At 68.4% G+C, this 20,866-nt stretch carries 19 protein-coding genes; 11 read left to right on the top strand and 8 right to left on the bottom strand.

Annotated features, from left to right (window positions below):
* Positions 1–20 precede the first annotated feature (20 nt).
* Positions 21–359 (top strand): WXG100 family type VII secretion target, encoded by a 339-nt coding sequence (locus tag ACZ3H8_RS30230; protein WP_467407332.1) that lies wholly within the window; start codon positions 21–23, stop codon positions 357–359.
* Positions 360–403: 44 nt separating this feature from the next.
* Positions 404–697 (top strand): WXG100 family type VII secretion target, encoded by a 294-nt coding sequence (locus tag ACZ3H8_RS30225; protein ID WP_398993103.1) that lies wholly within the window; start codon positions 404–406, stop codon positions 695–697.
* A gap of 75 nt (positions 698–772) precedes the next feature.
* Here the strand turns inward: ACZ3H8_RS30225 and ACZ3H8_RS30220 are convergent, their stop codons facing one another.
* The 6 genes from ACZ3H8_RS30220 to eccCa are packed head-to-tail and all read right to left on the bottom strand — an operon-like array spanning position 773 to position 8,520.
* Complete coding sequence (locus ACZ3H8_RS30220; RefSeq protein ID WP_362687401.1) at positions 773–1,018, bottom strand: DUF397 domain-containing protein; 246 nt, start codon at positions 1,016–1,018, stop codon at positions 773–775.
* A gap of 47 nt (positions 1,019–1,065) precedes the next feature.
* Positions 1,066–1,656 carry a type VII secretion system-associated protein gene (locus tag ACZ3H8_RS30215; protein WP_467407330.1) on the bottom strand — a complete coding sequence of 197 codons (591 nt, stop codon included), beginning with the start codon at positions 1,654–1,656 and terminating at the stop codon, positions 1,066–1,068.
* A complete protein-coding gene (locus tag ACZ3H8_RS30210; protein ID WP_467407329.1) occupies positions 1,653–3,377 on the bottom strand; it encodes a putative T7SS-secreted protein in 1,725 nt (574 codons plus the stop codon). Before ACZ3H8_RS30210 ends, ACZ3H8_RS30215 begins: the two co-directional genes overlap by 4 nt.
* Positions 3,377–4,021 (bottom strand): hypothetical protein, encoded by a 645-nt coding sequence (locus ACZ3H8_RS30205; RefSeq protein ID WP_467407328.1) that lies wholly within the window; start codon positions 4,019–4,021, stop codon positions 3,377–3,379. The genes ACZ3H8_RS30210 and ACZ3H8_RS30205 overlap by 1 nt, the downstream gene beginning before the upstream one ends.
* Entirely contained in the window at positions 4,018–4,545 is a 528-nt protein-coding gene (locus tag ACZ3H8_RS30200; protein WP_467407326.1) for a hypothetical protein, read from the bottom strand. Before ACZ3H8_RS30200 ends, ACZ3H8_RS30205 begins: the two co-directional genes overlap by 4 nt.
* A 21-nt stretch (positions 4,546–4,566) precedes the next feature.
* Positions 4,567–8,520 (bottom strand): type VII secretion protein EccCa, encoded by a 3,954-nt coding sequence (gene eccCa, locus ACZ3H8_RS30195; RefSeq protein WP_467407325.1) that lies wholly within the window; start codon positions 8,518–8,520, stop codon positions 4,567–4,569.
* Between the two features lie 174 nt (positions 8,521–8,694).
* Between eccCa and eccD the strand changes: the two genes are divergently transcribed.
* The 6 genes from eccD (at position 8,695) to ACZ3H8_RS30165 (ending at position 15,759) form a co-directional block, all read left to right on the top strand.
* Positions 8,695–10,167, top strand: a complete 1,473-nt coding sequence (eccD, locus tag ACZ3H8_RS30190) for a type VII secretion integral membrane protein EccD (protein WP_467407324.1) — start codon at positions 8,695–8,697, stop codon at positions 10,165–10,167.
* Positions 10,168–10,346: 179 nt separating this feature from the next.
* Positions 10,347–10,637, top strand: coding sequence for a 30S ribosomal protein S15 (gene rpsO, locus ACZ3H8_RS30185; protein WP_003958228.1), 291 nt, complete (start codon positions 10,347–10,349; stop codon positions 10,635–10,637).
* A gap of 281 nt (positions 10,638–10,918) precedes the next feature.
* Positions 10,919–13,135 (top strand): polyribonucleotide nucleotidyltransferase, encoded by a 2,217-nt coding sequence (locus ACZ3H8_RS30180; protein ID WP_398993117.1) that lies wholly within the window; start codon positions 10,919–10,921, stop codon positions 13,133–13,135.
* Complete coding sequence (locus ACZ3H8_RS30175; protein WP_467407322.1) at positions 13,132–14,511, top strand: M16 family metallopeptidase; 1,380 nt, start codon at positions 13,132–13,134, stop codon at positions 14,509–14,511. Before ACZ3H8_RS30180 ends, ACZ3H8_RS30175 begins: the two co-directional genes overlap by 4 nt.
* 31 nt (positions 14,512–14,542) lie before the next feature.
* Complete coding sequence (dapB, locus tag ACZ3H8_RS30170; protein ID WP_467407321.1) at positions 14,543–15,295, top strand: 4-hydroxy-tetrahydrodipicolinate reductase; 753 nt, start codon at positions 14,543–14,545, stop codon at positions 15,293–15,295.
* 5 nt (positions 15,296–15,300) lie between these two features.
* Entirely contained in the window at positions 15,301–15,759 is a 459-nt protein-coding gene (locus ACZ3H8_RS30165; RefSeq protein ID WP_467407319.1) for a tetratricopeptide repeat protein, read from the top strand.
* Here the strand turns inward: ACZ3H8_RS30165 and ACZ3H8_RS30160 are convergent.
* Together ACZ3H8_RS30160 and ACZ3H8_RS30155 are read right to left on the bottom strand one after the other, a co-directional pair.
* Positions 15,756–16,304 carry a hypothetical protein gene (locus ACZ3H8_RS30160; protein WP_467407318.1) on the bottom strand — a complete coding sequence of 183 codons (549 nt, stop codon included), beginning with the start codon at positions 16,302–16,304 and terminating at the stop codon, positions 15,756–15,758. The two genes, ACZ3H8_RS30165 and ACZ3H8_RS30160, sit on opposite strands and share 4 nt — an antisense overlap.
* Positions 16,305–16,398: 94 nt before the next feature.
* The gene (locus ACZ3H8_RS30155; protein WP_398993124.1) at positions 16,399–16,638 is read right to left on the bottom strand and encodes a hypothetical protein; all 240 of its coding nucleotides are present in this window, start codon (positions 16,636–16,638) and stop codon (positions 16,399–16,401) included.
* A 181-nt stretch (positions 16,639–16,819) separates the two neighbouring features.
* Between ACZ3H8_RS30155 and thyX the strand changes: the two genes are divergently transcribed.
* From thyX to ACZ3H8_RS30140, 3 genes are all read left to right on the top strand, one after another.
* Positions 16,820–17,560, top strand: a complete 741-nt coding sequence (gene thyX, locus ACZ3H8_RS30150) for an FAD-dependent thymidylate synthase (RefSeq protein ID WP_467407317.1) — start codon at positions 16,820–16,822, stop codon at positions 17,558–17,560.
* Between the two features lie 232 nt (positions 17,561–17,792).
* The gene (gene dapA / locus ACZ3H8_RS30145; RefSeq protein ID WP_467407315.1) at positions 17,793–18,692 is read left to right on the top strand and encodes a 4-hydroxy-tetrahydrodipicolinate synthase; all 900 of its coding nucleotides are present in this window, start codon (positions 17,793–17,795) and stop codon (positions 18,690–18,692) included.
* Between the two features lie 168 nt (positions 18,693–18,860).
* Positions 18,861–20,546 (top strand): ribonuclease J, encoded by a 1,686-nt coding sequence (locus tag ACZ3H8_RS30140; protein WP_467407314.1) that lies wholly within the window; start codon positions 18,861–18,863, stop codon positions 20,544–20,546.
* The last annotated feature ends 320 nt before the right edge of the window (positions 20,547–20,866 follow it).

Raw genomic sequence — 20,866 nt, 5'->3', positions numbered from 1 at the left:
TCGTAGGAGAAGGGGCACAGATGTCGGGTCAAGACCTGAATGTAACCAGTTCCGAAATTTCGGACCTCTCTGGCAAGATCCAGACGTTTCAGAACACGCTGCGCGACCGCATCGGCGACCTGAACCGTGTGGTCGACCTCATCCAGGGTGGCTGGAAGGGCGCGGCGAGCCAGCAGTACGACGAGGTTCAGACTCGCCTGAACAGGAGGCTCGCCTCGGTGCAGCGCGACCTCGAGAACCTCGAGAGGCTCGTCAAGATGAGCGCCGAGGGCTTCGACGAGGAGGAGCGGAGGCGCATGTCCTCCTTCGCCGGCATGGAGACGTCGAACGGCAAGGCCAGCGCCATTCTCGACGTGTGAGCCGTCCGTATCCCTCCGCTGAACTTCGTCACTAGGAGCAAAAGATGACCACTGCCGTCAATTACGACACGGTGACCCAGGCGGCCCGCGACACCAACAAGACCGCCACGGACCTGAATGAGCAGCTCCGGGTCCTGCTGAACCACGTCAACGAGACCGCGGGCAAGTGGAAGGGTGAGGCCAAGGAGGCCTACGTCGCCATCCAGAGCCAGCTCGCCACCGACATGGACGGGCTGACCCAGGACCTGCACTCGATCGCGCGTCTGCTCGGCGAGTCCGTCGTCGGCTACCAGGACACGGACAAGGGCAACGCCGCTCGCTTCCGCATGATGATGTGACGAGCCCTGTTCAAGACAGAGGGGTTGCCCGCCTGAGCGGGCAACCCCTCCGTCGTATCCGTACTGCCGTGTCGCCTACCTGAGGTCGAACTCGCCGTCGCGCGCGCCGAGGACGAACGCACGCCACTCTGCCTCCGTGTACCGCAGCACCGTCTCCGGCTCCAGCGACGAGCGCATCGCCACCGCCCCGCCCGGCAGATGCGCGATCTCGACCCGCTCCTCGTCCTTGCTCGTGCCGGGCGCGCTGAGCCACTCCACACCGGAGATGTCGAGGGCGTACAGCTCTTCCTTCTGGCGTTCCTTCTCGCTTGCGTCAGCCATCGGCGCGGTCCCTCCCACAGGTGTGACGAACGAGGTGCGCAACTACCCTACTGGGCAAGACGGTCCAGCGTGGCGCGCACATCGGCGGCCGGAATGCGTACGGAGACCCGGGATCCCGGATTGAGCTTCAGGGTCATGTCGGCGGGCAGCAGCCGCAGCAGTTCGGCGCACGGAACGGAGCGCAGCCGCTCGACCGTCGGCGGAGCGTGCCGAGGATCCGTCAGTACGGGAACGAAGCGGCCCTCCGCGTCGGTGTAGACCGCGATGTCGTCGCCCTCGTCCGCCGGCAGACAGACCGTGGCGACGGCGAGCGCGTCCACCACCGCCTGGTCCGGGCCGTGGCCCGTGGCCGCGAGCTGCAGCGCCGCGTCCACCGGATCGGTCGGCTCGGGAAGCCCCAGAGTCACCGGGGACGGACGGTAGTCGGGGTTGTGCGTGAACGGTCCCGGCTCGCCCTTGTCGTCGACCGGCCAGGCCCCGATGATCGCGAAGGGCGGTACCGCGCCCGCCGGGTCGTATGCCGGATCGATGGAGTAGAGCCAGCTCCCCGGAGCGCGCAGGGCCTGGTCCCTGAGCTCCTGGGTGAGCTCGGGCTCCGGGCGGTTGCTGTTCTGTTCGGTCACAGGGGTTCCAGTCATTTCGTCCATCCGGGCGGCAACACGCTACTGGGAGGTGCCGCCGGTGGTCCGCCCGGCGTCGCGGACGGGTTGTAGTGCGGGTTCGGGATGTAGTTGTCGAACGAGCCGTCGGGCAGCCGCTCCCACGCTCCCTTGATGTTCTCCGTGCGCACACCGCCGGGGAAGGCGATCTCCTGCTCGCGGGCGAAGATGTTGTCAGGTATCGACTTGTTGACGTCGATGCCGCCGGGCGCGTCCACGTCGTACCGGTACTTCGAGCCCCAGCCCAGGTCCGGGTCGCGGGTGGTGCCGACGTACACGGAATGGTCGTTGTTGCGCACATAGCCGCTGAGGTCCGTGTTCGAGTTGTTCCACGGCTGGAAGCCGTCCCGGAAGATCTCGGACGGGCCACGGTCGTCGTTGCGCCACAGCGGTTCGTCCGTCGTGCGCCACACCGCGTCGTCGGGGAGCTTCGACGCATCCACCGAGCGGTCGGCCGCGGCGTGCAGCGGGTCGTTCGTCGTCGGCGGATCCGGCACGTGCCGCGTCGGCGGAATGTCGTCGGCGCCCCTGCGGATCGCGTTCTCCGCGGCGTTCTCCAGGCCCTCCTTGGCGGCCACCCGCAGACCGGTGCGGGCGGTGCCCAGACCCTTCGTACCGAGGAGCTCTGGCAGCAGCCGGCCGACGCCCTCGCTCGGGTCCTTCTTGAAGCTGTCGATGAGCGCGCCGGGAATGCGCTCGGGGTGCGCGGCGGTGGAGACCAGACCGGCGAGCGTCATATTGACGTTCTGCATGTACTGCGCCGGGTGCGTGATGTTGTAGATGTCCAGCGGGTTGAGGCCGCGGGCGAAGTTGAGCAGTCCCGCGGTGCCCTTGACCACGCCGCCCACGACGTGGGCCGCCTCGACATTCAGCGCGCCGTAGCCGTCGATCGCCAGCGCGGCCGCACGGTCCAGCGGCGGCGGCTCCTTCGGCGCGTGCGCCATCGCCGTGTCGATGGTTTTCTTCGCCGTGTCCGCGGCTTCGTTGCGCTGCCTGCGAGCCTCGTTCAGGATCTCCTGCGCCCGCTCGCGCTGGGCCTTGCCCGGGTCGCTGAACTCGGGCCTGGGGCCCTGTTCCTGTCCGGCCCTGCCCTTGGCGTTGTACTCCTCGGCCCTCTGGTTGTACGTCTCGACGGCCTTGTCCGAGGCGTCCTTGCCCTTCTTGTAGAGGTCGATCGCCTCCTGGGCCTTGTCCTGCGCCCACTTGACCGTGTCGGCGTATGTGTCCAGAGCCTTGCCCGCCGATTCACAGGCGTCCGCGGCGTGCAGCCAGTCGGCCGGGTGCATCGCGAACTTCTCCCGGAAGGCGTCCGCGGACGCGCCCTTCCAGTGCGAGGAGTCGAGCTTCTTCATGCCCTGGCCGACGCGGTCGAAGGCCGTGTGGAAGTCCTTCAGATGCTTGGCGCTCTCCCGAATCTTGTCCGGCTTGCCGTGCACCAGCTCATTGGCCTGCTCGGTCTGGCCGAGCTGCTGCTCGCCGACAGAGGCGCCGAGGTCGGACGCGACGTCGTCGCCCCAGTCCTCCACGGTGTCCGCGAGGCCCTCGGCGCCGACGTACTCCAGGCCGTCGCCGACCCGGTCGGTGGTCCAGTCGACGCCCTCGCCGAGCGCCTTCTTGCCGGCGTCTATGCCTTCCTCGACCTTGGACAGACCGCTGTTGAGCAGGTCCTTGCCACCGTCGACGAGATCCCCGAGGCCCATCAGTTCCCCCCGGCCTGCTGCTGCTTGGCGCGCTCCTCCGGCGGCGGCCCCAGGGTCTCCCGCATCCCCTCGTCCACCTCGTCGCGCAGGCCGGCCGCGTCGATGATGTTGTTGCTGAGTGACACCTTGGACGTACTGACGTCCCAGGCGGTGTCCTTCCACGCCTGCATGCTGTTCTCGCCGGACTTCTGGAACGACTCGGCGCTGTAGTCGGCGTCGCGGATGTGGGTGTAGGAGTTGCTGGAGAGCACCTCGCCCCAGTCCTTGTTGATGATCTCTTCCTCGGACGCATACGGATTGCCCATGGCCGAGTTGGTCAGCACCTTGAAGGCGCCGCCGATGTACTGCTCCTGCTCGTGGAAGACACCGGCCGACAGGCCGACCTGCTGGGCGAAGCTGTTGCCCTGCTGCACCAGCGAGCGAACCCCCCACTCCCAGCGCTCGCAGTACGTCCTGAGGGTCGACGTCAGCCCGTCGTGCCCGGTCTCCATGCCGGTCAGCGCCAGGTCGGAGAAGCCGCGGCCCATGCTCGCCTCACCGACCATACCGAGCTCCTTGAGCTCGCCCAGAGCCCCGGTGATGCCCTTGGTTATCAGATCGAGGGCATCCTTGCCCGCCGCGAGGTCCGGATCATTGCCGGTCATGCCTCACCCTCCCCGTAAGCACTGTTGTCGACCGCAGCCGCGTCCGGCACGATCCCGGTCACCGGCGGGAAGAGCGTCCCGCCCGCGCTGCCCGCGTCCAGCGCCACCCCGCAGGGGAAGTCGACGGCAGGGACCACCTCGTCGAGCAGCCGGGAGCCGAGCACTTTGCGGTACGTCCACTCCCGGGACGCGTCCGCACGCGCCTCGGCGAACCGGGCCAGCGCCGCGTCGTCGGAGAATGCGCAGATCCAGCTGATACCGCCGAGATCGGTGGTCCACAGGCCGCCTTCACTGTCCAGCGGCACCAGCACGACGGAACTGCGGAAGTGGGCGATCCGCTCCAGGACGGCTTCTCTCGCCTCCTCGACGGCCTGCTCCGTCATCCCGTTCAGGACGTCCGGGCCCGGCGGGGCGGCCTGGCCGGCCGCACCCGCGTCACCGCGTCTTCCGGGAGGAGCCTCGCCGCGTACCACGCGACCGGTCGACTCCGCCCGTACCTCGCCCCACAGCTCGTCGAAGTTCATCGCTGTGCCGTGCCTTCCGTCTTACTGATCCGGCAGCCAGCCCACCTGGACCAGCGGTGCGCCCCGCTTGCGCGACACGAAGGTGCCACGGCCCGGAGGCATCGGACGCGCCCGGACGTTGCCGAGGATGTCGCCCTCGCCCGGGTCGCCGGAGAGAATAACGCCTTGCGCGCCAAGCTCCTTGATCCGCTGCATGAATGATTCGTACATGGCTCGTGAAGCTCCTGCGGCGCTGCGCGCGATGATGAAGCGGATGCCGACGTCACGGGCGAACGGCAGATTCTCCACCAGCACCGAGAGCGGGTTGCCGGAGTTGGTGGCGACCAGCTCGTAGTCGTCGATGAGCACGAACAGCTGCGGTCCCGTCCACCAGCTGCGGTCGCGCAGCTGCTGCGGAGTGATGTCCGGCTTCGGCGCGCGCTTGCCCATGACCGTGTTGATCGCGTCCATGTGCATCTGCATCGCCGATGTCATCGGCGCGTACTCCAGGAGATGCGACGACGGCACGGCCTCCAGCATCGTGCGGCGGTAGTCGCCGACCACGATCCGCGCCTGCTCCGGGGTGTAGCGCTCGGAGATCTGCTTGGCGATCAGACGCAGCAGCGCCGTCTTGCCGGACTCGCTCTCACCGAAGATGAGGAGGAACGGGTCGGACTCGAAGTCGACGAACACCGGCTCCAGGTTTGTCTCGTCGATGCCGATCGCGATGCCGTGCTGCGGGTACTCGAAGCCCTTCGGCAGCTGCTCGGCCGGCAGCCGGCGTGGCAGCAGCCGGATGGCCGGCGCCGGGGCGCCCGACCAATTCCCCTTGACCGCCTGCACGAAGGCCGCCGTGCCCTCCGACAGATCGCCGGAGCTGCTGATCGAGTCGATACGCGGCAGAGCCGTCATGAAGTGCAGCTTCTCCGGGACCTGGCCACGACCCGGCACACCGGGCGGGACGTTCGCCGCGACCTTGCGGTCGAACTCGGAGTCCATGACATCACCGAGGCGCAGCTCGAGCCGCCCCAGCATCTGGTCCTTGAGCGCCGCACGCACCTCCATATAGCGGGCGGCGGTGATGACGACATGGATGCCGTAGCCCAGACCGCGCGCCGTGAGGTCGGCGACGACCGGCTCCAGCATCTCGTAGTCGTTCTTGAAACCGCCCCAGCCGTCGATGACCAGGAAGACGTCTCCCCATGCCTCTCCGGGCAGTTCGCCCGCGGCACGCTTGCGCCGGTAGGTGGCGATGGAGTCGATGTTGTTGGCGCGGAAGAACTCCTCGCGCCGGTTCAGTACGCCCATCACCTCGGCGACCGCTCGGCGCACCCGCTCCGGGTCGAGGCGGGAGGCGACACCGCCCACATGCGGCAGGTCGGAGAGCGAGGACAGGCCGCCACCGCCGAAGTCCAGCGCGTAGAACTGCACTTCGCTCGGGGTGTGGGTGAGCGCGAACGACGAGATCAGCGTCCGCATCAGCGTCGACTTGCCGGACTGCGGACCGCCGACGACCATCATGTGGCCCGCTGCGCCGGAGAAGTCCCGGTACAGCACCTCGCGGCGCTGTTCGAAGGGCTTGTCGATCAGACCGAGCGGGACGGTGAGTCCGCCGGGGCGCGTGTACTCGGTCGCGGTGAGACCGCGCTCCGCGGTCGGCGCGAGACCCGGCAGCAGCTGGTCCAGCGTCGGCGCCTGGTCCAGCGGCGGCAGCCACACCTGGTGGGCGGGCACGCCCTGCCCCTCCAGCCTGCGCACGATCACATCCAGCACGGTGTCCGCGAGCGCCTCGTCCTCGGCGGTACGGGCAGCGGCCACGGCCGCCGGATCGGGAGCCGCGTACACCACGGGCACCGGCGCCGCGGTGAAGACCGCGGGCCGCCGCTCGATCGGCAGCTGACCCACCGACAGATCCGGACCGCCGGTGCGGTACGTGCCGGAGACGTACGCCGCCTTGAAGCGGGTCATCTCATCCGTGCCGAACTTCAGGTAGCCGGAGCCGGGCACCGACGGCAGGTGGTACGCGTCGGGCACACCGATCGCCGTACGCGACTCGGCCGCCGAGAAGGTCCGCAGACCGATCCGGTACGAGAGATAGGTGTCCAGGCCGCGCAGCTTGCCCTCCTCCAGGCGCTGCGAGGCGAGCAGCAGATGCACACCCAGCGAACGGCCGATCCGGCCGATCTGGATGAACATGTCGATGAAGTCGGGCTTGGCGGTGAGGAGTTCGGAGAACTCGTCGATGACGAGGACGAGCGAGGCGAGCGGCTCCAGCGGTGCGCCCGCGGCGCGCGCCTTCTCGTAGTCGTGGATGTTGGCGTAGTTGCCCGCCGAGCGCAGCAGCTCCTGCCGGCGCTGCAGTTCACCGCGGATCGCGTCACCCATACGGTCGACCAGGGTGAGGTCGTCCGCCAGGTTGGTGATGACGGCGGCGACATGCGGCATCTGCGACATTCCCGTGAAGGTCGCACCGCCCTTGAAGTCCGCGAGGACGAAGTTCAGGGTCTCCGACGTATGCGTGACCGCGAGACCGAGCACCAGGGTGCGCAGCAGCTCCGACTTGCCGGAACCGGTCGCGCCGACACACAGACCGTGCGGTCCCATGCCCTCCTGCGCGGCCTCCTTGAGGTCGAGCATCACCGGCTGACCGTCCTCGCCGACGCCGATCGGCACCCGCAGCCGCTCGGCCACCGACCGCGGCCGCCACGTGCGGGCCACATCGATGGATGCGGCGTCGCCCAGGTTCAGCAGATCGGTGAAGTCCAGGTTGGCGAGCAGCGGTTCGTCGTCGTCGCCCCCACCCATCCGCAGCGGCGCCAGCTGACGCGCCAGCGCCTCGGCGGCCGGCAGCGAAATCCCGTCCGGCACACCCTCGTACGCCACCCGGTGCCCGGACTCCAGACGCAGCCGCCCGGGACGGACGACCACCGAAAGACCGCCGCGCGGCTCATCCAGATCGCCGGAGACGACCTCGACGATGGTGACGCCCTGCAGCCCCTCGGCCGCCGCGAACAGCGAGTCCGGCGGCACCATCCCGCCGTCCAGTACGACGACGACGTGCGGCTGGTCCATCACCGGCTGGTTGTCCCGGCTGAACCGCGGCCGCCCGTCGAGCCTGCTGTGCAGCAGCTGCTCCAGCTCACCGAGGTCGTCGCCGAACAGCCGCTTCGTACCGGCGCCGTCCACCTGCCCCGGAACCTGCGTGTGCGGCAGCCACTTCGTCCAGTCCCAGCGCGCGACCGCGCCCGGTGCCGCCACCACCGCGACCATCAGGTCCTCGGGCGAGTGCAGCGTCACCAGCTGGGAGACCAGCGCCCGCGCCGCGGACTGCGCCGACTCCGGCTCACCGGAGACCGTCACGTGGTAGAAGGCGCGTATCGAGACCGCCATCGGCAGCCCGTCCAACGAGCCGTGCACAGCCAGGAACTGCTGCATCGCACCGGCCGACAGCGGCTCCAGCTCGTCAACCGGCGCGGTGTCCGGCGCGATCAGCGGCGTCGCCAGCTGCTGTGCGCCGAGCCCGACGCGCACCTGCCCGAAGTCCTTGTCGCCCACGCGGCGTTCCCACACCCGCGAGCCCTCGGCCACCACCGACCACAACTGCTCGGGGGAGGGGTGCATATACAGCTGGGCGTCACGCTGCTTGCGCGCGGTCTTGCGCACAGTACGCCGTGTCTGCGCGAGGTATTTGAGGTAGTCGCGGCGGACATCGGCCATTTGCCCCTGCGTACCGCGGCGGAATCTGACGACCTGTGCGACGACCATGCCAACAGTCGAGACCAGCATCAGGACACCCATGATCCGCATGAACGGAGGTGCCTGCGGCGAGAAGAAGAAGACCACTGACGAGCCCATGCCGAGGACCGGCAGGATCTGCATCAGCATGCCCTCCTGCTGACCCCTCGGCAGCTCCGGAGGAGCCTCCAGAGCCAGTTCCTCCGTGGGCACTTCAGGCGGCAGTGACCTCGGCGGGCGTTTAACGACGATCTGGCTCACCGGAGCATCAATCCCTCGATACGGACCCAAGACGGACGGGCAGGTTCCGCACCGACGCCCCCGTGGCGACGGCCTCCCTCCGCGCGACGGTGATCCTACTTGCAGACCGACCCGGCGTGTCCCGGTAGGGTGGCGCGCGCACCGTGCGCAACCGCGAATCAGGGGGTCCAGAACGTGAGTACGACCGCAGCGACCGGCTTCTGCCGCGTCACAGTCGTGGCGCCGGACAGCCGTATAGATGTCGCCCTCCCGGAGGACATCGCCGTCGCCGACGTCTACCCGGAAATACTCCGCCTCACCGGCCAGACCCAGTCCGCGGGCACTCCGACGGGCTATCACCTGGTGCGCCGCGACGGCACCGTACTCGACGGCGCCCGCTCACTCGCCGCCCAACAGGTCCTCGACGGCGAAGTGCTCAGCCTGCGCCCCTTCGCCGAGTCGCTGCCGCCCGCCGTCTTCGACGACGTCTCCGATGCCGTCGCCTCCGCCGTGACGCGCGACCGGCATCTGTGGAGCGACGAACTGCTGCGCGGCGCAGGCCTCGTGGGCGGTGTCCTGCTGCTGGTCCTGATGGGCTTCGTGCTCTGGTTCGCCGACCCGGTCCGCCACGACATGCACAGCCTGCCCGGCATCATCGCGGGCGCGGCCGGACTGCTGCTCACCGCCTTCGCGGGCGTCCGGGCCCGGGTGTACGGGGACCGGGCCACCGCCGTCGCCCTCGGACTCGGCGCGCTGCCGCTGCTGCTCATCGCGGGCTCCGGGATCATCGGCCCGGACGCCGGCGACGGTCCCGGGCGTCTGCAGTTCCTGCTCGGCTGCGTGACCGTGCTGGTCGCCTCGGTCACCCTCGTCGCGCTCACCCCGAGCGGCGACGCCCCCTTCGTCGCGGCCACCTTCCTGGGCGCCACCGGCACCCTCGCCACCTTCATGGCGATCCTCACCGAGTCCACGGCAACCGAGACCGCCTCCGTCGTCGCCCCGGTCGCCATCGCCCTGGTCGCCTTCCTGCCCGGCCTCTCGGCCCGCTTCGCGCGCCTCCCCATCGGCTACGCGTCCCCGCGCAGCGCTGCCGACGACGATTTCGACGCCGACCTCAGCGAGACCCCGGACGCCCAGCCCGTCGATGCCGAGCGGATCGCCGCCCAGGCCCGCCGCGGCCACGAGATGCTTCTCGGCCTGGTCGGCGGCTGCGCCGCGGTCGTCGTCGGCTGCGCCGCCGTACTCGGCTTCTCCAGCAGCCTGTGGGGCCAGCTCCTCGCTCTCGCCGCAGGCCTCGCGATGCTGCTGCGCGCCCGACTCTTCCGCTACACCTCGCAGGTCGCATGCACCCTGGTCGCCGGCATCGCCGCGATCGCGCTGCTGGTCCTCGGCCTGTCCCTGAACCCGCCGGTGGACCTGGTCAAGGACCTCCTGATGTACAGCGACCGGGGCGGCCTGGACATCCGTACGATCTGGCTGACCGCGGCCGTCGCCGCCGGCGCCGCCCTGATCACCGCGATCGGCCTGGTCATCCCGAAGAAGGGCCTCTCGCCCTTCTGGGGCCGCCTGCTCGACCTCGCCGAGAGCGCGGTGCTGCTGTCGCTGGTCCCGCTCTGCCTGGCCGTACTCGACGTCTTCAACGCGGCCCGCTCGCTGACCAGCAAGTAAGAAGCGCTCCCGGGGGCTGGTACGCTGTGTGACGGCCGTTTGTGTACGCGACCTCCGGAGCTCTCTCAGGGCTCTGCGGTCTGCGCTCATCGGACCTTCGCCTCCGAGTAACGGAAGCTCCCCTGAGATCAAGACCAGGGGCACTCGTGGGCGCATCGAACACTAAAAAGGAGTACCGAGTGTCTCTCGACGCCGCTACGAAGAAGCAGATCATGGCCGAGTTCGGCACCAAGGAGGGCGACACCGGCTCCCCCGAGGTCCAGGTCGCGATGCTGTCCCGCCGTATCTCGGACCTGACCGAGCACCTCAAGACCCACAAGCACGACCACCACTCCCGCCGTGGTCTGCTGATCCTGGTGGGCCAGCGCCGCCGCCTGCTGCAGTACCTGGCCAAGAAGGACATCCAGCGCTTCCGTGCGCTGGTCGACCGCCTCGGCATCCGCCGCGGTGCGGCCGGCGGTGCCAAGTAAGACGCCGTGAAGGGAGCGGTTCCCACTCTTAGGGGGCCGCTCCCTTTGCTGTACGTGCGCGACGTACCGGACGGCATTTAGTCTGGTCGCACAACGCAATACCGGAACAACGCAATACCGAACGAACGAGAAGCTGCCTCCCCGCCGCCGGTCCTCGGTAGTGGCCCCCGGAGAACCAAGCCCCGGGTGCTTCGATCGAAGACCGGCCCGCAGAACGAGAGCTTCTCGGCCACCGTCCCCCGCCACACGGGCGAGGGGACGAAGACGAGGAGAAAACGCTAGTGGAGAACGAGACCCACTACGCCGAGGCCGTCATTGACAACGGTTCCTTCGGCACCCGCACCATCCGCTTCGAGACGGGCCGACTGGCCCGTCAGGCCGCCGGCTCCGCCGTCGCCTACCTGGACGACGACACCATGGTGCTGTCGGCCACCACCGCTTCCAAGAAGCCCAAGGACCAGCTCGACTTCTTCCCCCTGACGGTGGACGTCGAGGAGCGGATGTACGCAGCCGGCAAGATCCCCGGCTCCTTCTTCCGTCGTGAGGGCCGGCCCTCCGAGGACGCGATCCTCACCTGCCGCCTGATCGACCGCCCCCTGCGCCCGTCCTTCAAGAAGGGCCTGCGCAATGAGATCCAGGTCGTCGAGACGATCATGGCGCTCAACCCCGACCACCTGTACGACGTGGTCGCGATCAACGCCGCCTCCTGCTCCACGCAGCTGGCCGGCCTGCCCTTCTCCGGCCCGATCGGCGGCACCCGTGTCGCCCTGATCAAGGGCCAGTGGGTCGCCTTCCCGACGCACACCGAGCTCGAGGACGCCGTCTTCGACATGGTGGTCGCCGGTCGCGTCCTGGAGGACGGCGACGTCGCGATCATGATGGTCGAGGCCGAGGCCACCGAGAAGACCATCGAGCTCGTCAAGGGCGGCGCCGAGGCGCCGACCGAGGAGATCGTGGCCGCCGGTCTCGAGGCCGCGAAGCCCTTCATCAAGGTCCTCTGCAAGGCGCAGTCGGACCTCGCCGCCAAGGCCGCCAAGCCGACCGGCGAGTTCCCGATCTTCCTCGACTACGAGGACGACGTCCTCGAGGCGCTGACCGCCGCGGTCAAGAGCGAGCTCGCCCAGGCGCTCACCATCGCCGGCAAGCAGGAGCGCGAGGCCGAGCTGGACCGCGTCAAGGCGCTGGCCGGCGAGAAGCTGCTCCCGCAGTTCGAGGGCCGCGAGAAGGAGATCTCCGCCGCCTACCGCTCGCTGACCAAGACCCTGGTGCGCGAGCGCGTCATCAAGGAGAAGGTCCGCATCGACGGCCGTGGCGTCACGGACATCCGTACGCTCGCCGCCGAGGTCGAGGCCATCCCGCGCGTGCACGGCTCGGCGCTGTTCGAGCGTGGCGAGACCCAGATCCTGGGCGTCACCACCCTCAACATGCTCCGCATGGAGCAGCAGCTGGACACCCTTTCCCCGGTGACCCGCAAGCGCTACATGCACAACTACAACTTCCCGCCGTACTCCACCGGTGAGACCGGCCGCGTCGGTTCGCCGAAGCGCCGCGAGATCGGCCACGGCGCCCTGGCCGAGCGCGCGCTCGTGCCGGTGCTGCCGACGCGCGAGGAGTTCCCGTACGCCATCCGCCAGGTCTCCGAGGCGCTGAGCTCCAACGGCTCCACGTCGATGGGCTCGGTCTGCGCCTCCACCATGTCGCTGCTGAACGCCGGTGTGCCGCTCAAGGCCCCCGTCGCCGGTATCGCCATGGGCCTGATCTCCCAGGAGATCGAGGGCGAGACCCACTACGTCACCCTCACCGACATCCTCGGTGCGGAGGACGCCTTCGGTGACATGGACTTCAAGGTCGCCGGTACGAAGACCTTCGTCACCGCGCTCCAGCTCGACACCAAGCTCGACGGCATCCCCGCCTCGGTCCTGGCCGCCGCGCTGAAGCAGGCCCGCGACGCCCGCCTCCACATCCTCGATGTGATGAACGAGGCCATCGACGTCCCGGACGAGATGTCCCCGAACGCCCCGCGGATCATCACCGTCAAGATCCCGGTGGACAAGATCGGTGAGGTCATCGGCCCCAAGGGCAAGATGATCAACCAGATCCAGGAGGACACCGGCGCCGACATCACGATCGAGGACGACGGCACCATCTACATCGGTGCCGCCGACGGACCGGCCGCCGAGGCCGCCCGCGCCACGATCAACGGCATCGCCAACCCGACCATGCCGGAGGTCGGCGAGCGCTACCTGGGCACGGTCGTCAAGACGACCACCTTCGGTGCGTTCGTGTCCCTGCTCCCGGGCAAGGACGGCCTGCTGCACATCTCGCAGATCCGCAAGCTCGCCGGTGGCAAGCGCGTGGAGAACGTCGAGGACGTGCTTGCGGTGGGCTCCAAGGTCCAGGTCGAGATCGCCGAGATCGACTCCCGCGGCAAGCTCTCCCTCATCCCGGTCATCGAGGGTGAAGAGGGCGACGACCAGAAGGACGACACCGACAAGTGACGTCCCGTAGTTCCAGGACGACGGCCCGCACCTCTTCGGAGGCGCGGGCCGTCGCCCGTACCCAAACGCTTCTCAAGGGCGAGAACGGCATCGGCACGGTCCGCTGCACCGTCCTCCCCGGCGGCCTCCGCGTCGTCACCGAGACCCTGCCGTCCGTACGCTCCGCCACCTTCGGGATCTGGGCGAACGTCGGCTCCCGCGACGAGACGCCGTCCCTGAACGGCGCCACGCACTACCTCGAGCACCTCCTGTTCAAGGGCACGCACAAGCGCTCCGCCCTCGACATCTCCTCCGCCCTCGACGCCGTCGGCGGCGAGATGAACGCCTTCACGGCGAAGGAGTACACCTGCTACTACGCGCGGGTGCTCGACACCGATCTGCCGCTCGCCATCGACGTGGTCTGCGACATGCTCACCGGCTCGCTGATTCTGCAGGAGGACGTCGACGCCGAGCGCGGCGTCATCCTCGAAGAGATCGCGATGACCGAGGACGACCCGGGCGACTGTGTGCACGATCTGTTCGCGCACACCATGCTCGGCGACACCCCCCTCGGCCGCCCGGTCCTCGGCACTGTCGACACCATCAACGCGCTGACCGCCGACCGCATCCGGCGCTTCTACAAGAAGCACTACGACCCGACGCACCTGGTCGTCGCCGCCGCGGGCAACGTCGATCACGCCACGGTCGTACGCCAGGTCCGCAAGGCCTTCGAGAAGGCCGGCGCCCTGTCCCGTACGGACGCGGCCCCGACCCCTCCCCGCGACGGTTCGCGGAGCATCCGCACCGCCGGCCGCGTCGAGCTCCTGAACCGCAAGACCGAGCAGGCCCATGTCGTCCTCGGCACGCCGGGCCTGGCCCGCACCGACGAGCGCCGCTGGGCGCTCGGCGTGCTCAACACCGCCCTCGGCGGAGGCATGTCGTCGCGCCTGTTCCAGGAGGTGCGGGAGAAGCGGGGCCTCGCCTACAGCGTGTACTCGTACACCTCGGGCTTCGCCGACACCGGCCTCTTCGGCGTCTACGCGGGCTGCCGCCCCAGCCAGGTCCACGACGTCCTGAAGATCTGCCGCGACGAGCTCGACCGGGTCGCCTCGGACGGTCTGTCGGACGAGGAGATCGGCCGCGCCGTGGGCCAGCTCTCCGGCTCCACCGTGCTGGGCCTGGAGGACACCGGCGCGCTGATGAACCGAATCGGCAAGAGCGAACTGTGCTGGGGAGCGCAGATGTCGGTCGACGACATGCTCGCCCGGATAGCCGCCGTCACCCCCGACGAGGTACGTGCGGTGGCCGGCGAGGTGCTGGGACACCGCCCCTCGCTGTCGGTGATCGGCCCGCTCAAGGACAAGCAGGCGGACCGCCTCCATGAAGCGGTCTCCTAGAAGCGGTCTCCCAACCCCTAAGGAAAGAGCAATGAGCAAGCTGCGCGTGGCCGTTCTCGGCGCCAAGGGACGTATCGGCTCGGAAGCGGTACGAGCCGTCGAAGCCGCCGACGACATGGAACTGGTCGCGACCCTCGGCCGGGGCGACAAGCTGGAAGCCCTCGTGGAGGCCGGCGCCCAGGTCGTGGTCGAACTGACCACCCCGGCCTCGGTGATGGGCAATCTCGACTTCTGCGTACGCCATGGCATTCACGCGGTCGTCGGCACCACCGGCTGGACCGACGAACGCCTCGCGCAGCTGAACACCTCGCTCGCCGCATCCCCACAGACCGGTGTGCTCATCGCGCCGAACTTCTCCATCGGCGCGGTCCTCACCATGAAGTTCGCGCAGCAGGCGGCGCGTTACTTCGAGTCCGTCGAGGTCGTGGAACTGCACCACCCGAACAAGGCCGACGCGCCCTCCGGCACCGCCACCCGCACCGCCCAACTCATCGCGGCGGCCCGCGCGGAGGCTGGCTGCGCCCCGCAGCCCGACGCCACCGTGACCGCCCTGGACGGCGCCCGCGGCGCTGACGTGGACGGTGTCCCGGTGCACGCCATCCGCCTGCGCGGCCTGCTCGCCCACCAGGAAGTCCTGCTCGGCGGCGAGGGCGAGACGCTCACGATCCGGCACGACTCCCTGCACCACAGCAGCTTCATGCCGGGCATCCTGCTCGGCGTCCGCCGCGTGGTGTCCACCCCAGGCCTCACCTTCGGCCTGGAACACTTCCTCGACCTGGGCTGACGGCCATGGGCGGAAAGATCACGTACTTCTTCTTCGCCACCGTGCTGGTCATCGTCTTCGGCGTGGTGGCGCTGGAGGGTGTGCTCCTCATGCTGACCGGCGAGCCGGCCGCGATGGGGATGGGCGCGGTGGCCTTCCTGCTGCCGTGCGTCGGCGTGTGGTTCCTCTGGCACAACACGCGGTTCGCGCGCAATGCTCATCGGCTGGCCCGCGAGTTGGAGGCCGAAGGCGGCCTGCCGGTCGACGAGTCGAGGCGTACGGCAGGCGGGCGCATCGACCGCGACTCGGCCGACGAGGTCTTCGCCAGGCGTCGAGCGGAGACCGAGGATTCACCGGACGACTGGCGCTGCTGGTTCCGTCTTGCCGTTGCCTACCACGACGCCCGGGACACCCCGCGCGCCCGTAAGGCGATGCAGCGGGCGATCGCACTGCACGACGGCAGGCCGGCCCCGGCCCAGACCTAGGCGGTCCGGTACTCCGCGCCCCAGGCCTCGACCGTGTCCGCAGCCCGGTCGAAGGCCTCGGGACGCGACAGGAAGTCCGCGTTGTGATCGGTCAGCAGGGGCAGTGGCTCACCGCTCTGCCGTACGACGACGAGCGCCTGCCCCTGCACGGTTCGCGGCAGCCCGAGCCAGCGGACCGGCTGCTGAACGGTACGCAGCGCGGCAGCGTGGTTCCACGGCACCGTGGTGGTCGAGAAGAAGTTCACGCGCCGCACTCCGTGGCGGCTGACCCAGACGCCCGCGCGCAGCAGCCGCAGCGCCGCGAAGATCAGTATGAGACCCAGACCGAGGCACGCGCCCGCGCCCGGCAGCGCACCGGCAAACGCGATGATCATCGCTGCGATGAGGACGAACGAGGCGAGCAGCAGCAGCAACGCCGCCGCGGCGACCCGCCAGGGCCCCGGACGGTACGGACGCCGCCAGTGGTCGTGGTCGTCGAAGGGCAGCGCGACGTCGTCATCGGTCGTGCCAAATGCACGGTCGGCCGTCAGAAAAGGCAGGGGCACGACTGATCCTCACTCACCAGCACACTCGGTTGGGCTGTGCCCGGTGAGGCTACCGAGGAGGCATCTGACCGACCACCCCAGGGGGCCGTACGAGTCAGCGCCTCTCGGACGCCTCGGACTGCTGCGAATGCCCCGGCGCCTGGCCGGAATCCAGCGCGGGAAGCCCGAAAAGCAGGGAGCCAACGAGTCCGGAGACGATGGTCAGCCCGACCAGCGTACGGCCCGCGAGGTCAGAGACGCTCAGCCGCTCACGGGGCGGCTGAGTGACGTTACTGCGGAAGCGGTCGGCCTCGGCGACGAAAGCGAACGGGACGGCCTCTCCCCGGCGGAACATCAGGGCACTCTCCTTGGAATCTGGGGTTGGAATCTAGTGACAGGACACTTCTACTGGTACTGACGTCAAAAACTGTCATTTGGTGCCCGAGTTACCTGAAATGTTCAAAGGGGGCCGAGATACTGCCACGGCGTTCCCTCGTTAAAGTGGGCGCCGAAGCGTTCAACCGGAAGGACCCCTGGTGCCCGACACCCCCATCGAGACAGCCACGCCGAGCTTCCGCAGCGATGTCACCGTCGAGCTGGTGAAGCACACCGCCGGCGACTCCGACGTGCTGTGGGCCGCCCGAGTCTCCACGGCAGGCGAGCAGTCTCTGGAGGAGCTCCACAAGGACCCCGAGCGCTCCAAGGGGCTCATCAACTACCTGATGCGCGACCGCCACGGCAGCCCCTTCGAGCACAACTCGATGACCTTCTTCATCAGCGCCCCGATCTTCGTCTTCCGCGAGTTCATGCGGCACCGGGTCGGCTGGTCCTACAACGAGGAGTCCGGCCGCTACCGCGAGCTGCAGCCGGTCTTCTACGTCCCCGGCCAGGACCGCAAGCTCGTACAGGAGGGCCGCCCCGGAAAGTACGTCTTCATCGATGGCTCCCCGGAGCAGCACAAGGTCGTGTCCGAAGCCATGATCGACTCGTATCGTCGCTCGTACGAGACGTACCAGGAGATGCTGGCCGAGGGCATTGCCCGCGAGGTCGCCCGTGCCGTCCTCCCGGTCGGCCTGTTCTCCTCCATGTACGCGACCTGCAACGCCCGTTCACTCATGCACTTCCTCGGCCTGCGCACCCAGCATGAGCTGGCGAAGGTCGGGTCCTTCCCGCAGCGGGAGATCGAAATGGTCGGCGAGAAGATGGAGCAGCACTGGGCGAAGCTCATGCCGCTCACGTACGCCGCCTTCAATGCGAACGGCCGCGTGGCTCCGTAGGCGCCCGCAGAGGACCCGCCGTGTACCCGCCGAGCACCCGTAGAGCACAGATGTACGGACAGCCCGGCGAAGTGTCCGCATTGCGGTGTTTCATGAAGTTCATCTAGGCTGATCAAACGGACCCGGCACTGCTTGAACCCCCGAGCAGGCAGTGCCGGGCTCCTCATGCCACCTTGTACATCACGTCCCCCGAGGGGACACTGCGTACTGAGCAGCGAGTAGCGTGTTACCCATGGCTCCGATCTCCACTCCGCAGACCCCCTTCGGGCGGGTCCTCACCGCTATGGTCACGCCCTTCACGGCGGACGGCGCACTTGACCTCGCCGGTGCCCAGCGACTGGCCGCCCATCTGGCGGACGCAGGCAATGACGGCCTGATCATCAACGGCACCACCGGTGAGTCGCCGACCACCAGCGACGCGGAGAAAGACCAGCTCGTACGGGCCGTGCTGGAAGCGGTCGGAGACCGGGCCCATGTCGTCGCCGGCATCGGCACCAACGACACCCGCCACAGCATCGAGCTCGCCCGCACCGCCGAGCGCGCCGGCGCGCACGGCCTGCTCGCCGTGACGCCGTATTACAACAAGCCCCCGCAGGAGGGCCTGTACCGTCACTTCTCGGCCATCGCCGACGCGACGGAACTGCCCGTGATGCTCTACGACATTCCCGGCCGCAGCGGCGTCCCGATCGACACCGAGACGCTCGTACGCCTTGCCGACCACCCGCGCATAGTGGCCAACAAGGACGCCAAGGGCGACCTCGGCCGCGCCAGCTGGGCCATCGCCCGCAGCGGTCTCGCCTGGTATTCCGGCGACGACATGCTCAACCTCCCGCTGCTCTCGGTCGGCGCCGTCGGCTTCGTCTCGGTCGTCGGCCATGTGGTCACCCCCGAGCTCCGCGCCCTCCTCGACGCCCACATCACCGGTGACGTCCAGAAGGCCACCGAGATCCACCAGCAGCTGCTCCCGGTCTTCACCGGAATGTTCCGCACCCAGGGCGTCATCACCACCAAGGCGGCACTGGCCCTCCAGGGCCTCCCGGCCGGACCGCTCCGGCTCCCCCTGGTGGAGCTCTCCCCGGAGGAAACCGCGCAGCTCAAGATCGACCTCGCTGCCGGTGGGGTACAGCTCTGAACATCCCGAATGGCCGCAACGGCCTGAACGGCTTCAAACCCAGACTTCACAACTGAATACGCGAAGTAATCCGACCAAAACGGCCGGACACAGACAACAGCAAGTGCACGAATGTCATGTACGCCACGTGCCGCAGCGGTACGTGGCGTGCGTGGTGAGGAGAGTCTTTTGAGTCATCCGCATCCTGAACTCGGCGCCCCGCCGAAGCTCCCCAAGGGCGGCCTGCGCATCACCCCACTCGGCGGTCTCGGCGAGATCGGCCGAAACATGACGGTCTTCGAGTACGACGGCCGGCTGCTCATCGTCGACTGCGGCGTCCTCTTCCCCGAGGAGGAGCAGCCCGGTATCGACCTGATCCTGCCGGACTTCACCACCATCCGGGACCGTCTCGACGACGTCGACGGCATCGTGCTCACGCACGGCCACGAGGACCACATCGGCGCCGTCCCGTACCTGCTCCGCCTGAAGCCGGACATCCCGCTGATCGGCTCCAAGCTGACCCTCGCCCTGATCGAGGCAAAGCTCCAGGAGCACCGAATCCGCCCGTACACCCTCGAAGTCACCGAGGGCCACCGCGAGCGCATCGGTCCCTTCGACTGCGAGTTCATCGCGGTCAACCACTCCATCCCGGACGCCCTTGCGGTCGCCATCCGCACCCCCGCGGGCATGGCGGTCCACACCGGCGACTTCAAGATGGACCAGCTCCCGCTGGACGGCCGCCTGACCGACCTGCATGCCTTCGCGCGGCTCAGCGAGGAGGGCATCGACATTCTCCTCTCCGACTCGACGAACGCCGAGGTCCCGGGCTTCGTCCCGCCGGAGAAGGACATCTCCAATGTCCTGCGCACGGTCTTCGCGAACGCCCAGAAGCGCATCATCGTGGCGAGCTTCGCCAGCCACGTGCACCGCATCCAGCAGATCCTCGACGCGGCCCACGAATACGGCCGCCGCGTGGCCTTCGTCGGCCGCTCGATGGTCCGCAACATGGGCATCGCCCGCGATCTCGGCTATCTGCGGGTTCCGGCCGGTCTGGTCGTGGACGTCAAGACCCTCGACGACCTCCCGGACCACGAGATCGTGCTGGTCTGCACGGGATCCCAGGGCGAGCCGATGGCCGCGCTCTCCCGGATGGCCAACCGCGACCACCAGATCCGCATCGTCCAGGGCGACACGGTGATCCTGGCCTCGTCCCTCATCCCGGGCAACGAGAATGCGGTCTACCGCGTGATCAACGGCCTGACCCGGTGGGGCGCCAACGTCGTCCACAAGGGCAACGCCAAGGTCCACGTCTCGGGCCACGCCTCGGCCGGCGAGCTGTTGTACTTCTACAACATCTGCAAGCCGAAGAACCTGATGCCGGTCCACGGCGAATGGCGCCACCTGCGCGCCAATGCCGAACTCGGCGCGCTGACGGGCGTCCCGAAGGACCACATCGTCATCGCCGAGGACGGTGTCGTCGTCGACCTCGTCGATGGCAAGGCCAAGATCGTCGGCAAGGTCCAGGCGGGCTATGTCTACGTCGACGGCCTCTCGGTCGGCGATGTCACCGAGACCTCCCTCAAGGACCGCCGCATCCTCGGCGACGAGGGCATCATCTCGGTCTTTGTGGTCGTGGACAGCACCACCGGCAAGATCACCGCCGGCCCGCACATCCATGCCCGCGGCTCCGGCATCGAGGACTCGGCCCTCAACGCCGTCATCCCGAAGATCGAGGAAGCCCTGAACAAGTCCGCCCAGGACGGCGTGGTGGAGCCCCACCAACTCCAGCAGCTGATCCGCCGCTCGGTGGGCAAGTGGGTCTCGGACACCTACCGCCGACGCCCGATGATCCTCCCCGTCGTCGTCGAGGTCTGACGCCGTCGACCTGGAGCGGGGCCCTCGATTTGCATCGGGGCGCCCCGCTCCAGTACGTTTACGGCTCCGCCCAACGGGAACCCGGCGTACTTGTGCGCCCGGAAGGTTCTCCCGAACGGAGCGGGAATTCCGACTCAGAATCTCTGATAAAGTCGGGCCAGCCGAAAGGCAAAAGACCTCTCCAGCGGTCACTGGATTCGAATTCCTCACCGGAAACGGAACGGGAAAAGAGTCTGGTAGGGTTGGAAACGCAAGACCGAAGGGAAGCGCCCGGAGGGCCCCATGAAAAGGGTCTGAAGGAAGCGTCCGTTCCTTGAGAA

This window comes from Streptomyces sp. NPDC002868, assembly GCF_055563295.1.
Note: the sequence above shows the minus strand (reverse complement) of the source record. Positions and strands in the feature narration are given on the sequence as shown.

Bases quoted from the DNA above. Each gene is read 5' to 3' on its own strand.
- ACZ3H8_RS30230 (WP_467407332.1), top strand. From the start codon at position 21: ATGTCGGGTCAAGACCTGAATGTAACCAGTTCCGAAATTTCGGACCTC.
- ACZ3H8_RS30225 (WP_398993103.1), top strand. From the start codon at position 404: ATGACCACTGCCGTCAATTACGACACGGTGACCCAGGCGGCCCGCGAC.
- ACZ3H8_RS30220 (WP_362687401.1), bottom strand. From the start codon at position 1,018: ATGGCTGACGCAAGCGAGAAGGAACGCCAGAAGGAAGAGCTGTACGCC.
- ACZ3H8_RS30215 (WP_467407330.1), bottom strand. From the start codon at position 1,656: ATGACTGGAACCCCTGTGACCGAACAGAACAGCAACCGCCCGGAGCCC.
- ACZ3H8_RS30210 (WP_467407329.1), bottom strand. From the start codon at position 3,377: ATGGGCCTCGGGGATCTCGTCGACGGTGGCAAGGACCTGCTCAACAGC.
- ACZ3H8_RS30205 (WP_467407328.1), bottom strand. From the start codon at position 4,021: ATGACCGGCAATGATCCGGACCTCGCGGCGGGCAAGGATGCCCTCGAT.
- ACZ3H8_RS30200 (WP_467407326.1), bottom strand. From the start codon at position 4,545: ATGAACTTCGACGAGCTGTGGGGCGAGGTACGGGCGGAGTCGACCGGT.
- dapB (WP_467407321.1), top strand. From the start codon at position 14,543: ATGAGCAAGCTGCGCGTGGCCGTTCTCGGCGCCAAGGGACGTATCGGC.
- ACZ3H8_RS30165 (WP_467407319.1), top strand. From the start codon at position 15,301: ATGGGCGGAAAGATCACGTACTTCTTCTTCGCCACCGTGCTGGTCATC.
- ACZ3H8_RS30155 (WP_398993124.1), bottom strand. From the start codon at position 16,638: ATGTTCCGCCGGGGAGAGGCCGTCCCGTTCGCTTTCGTCGCCGAGGCC.
- dapA (WP_467407315.1), top strand. From the start codon at position 17,793: ATGGCTCCGATCTCCACTCCGCAGACCCCCTTCGGGCGGGTCCTCACC.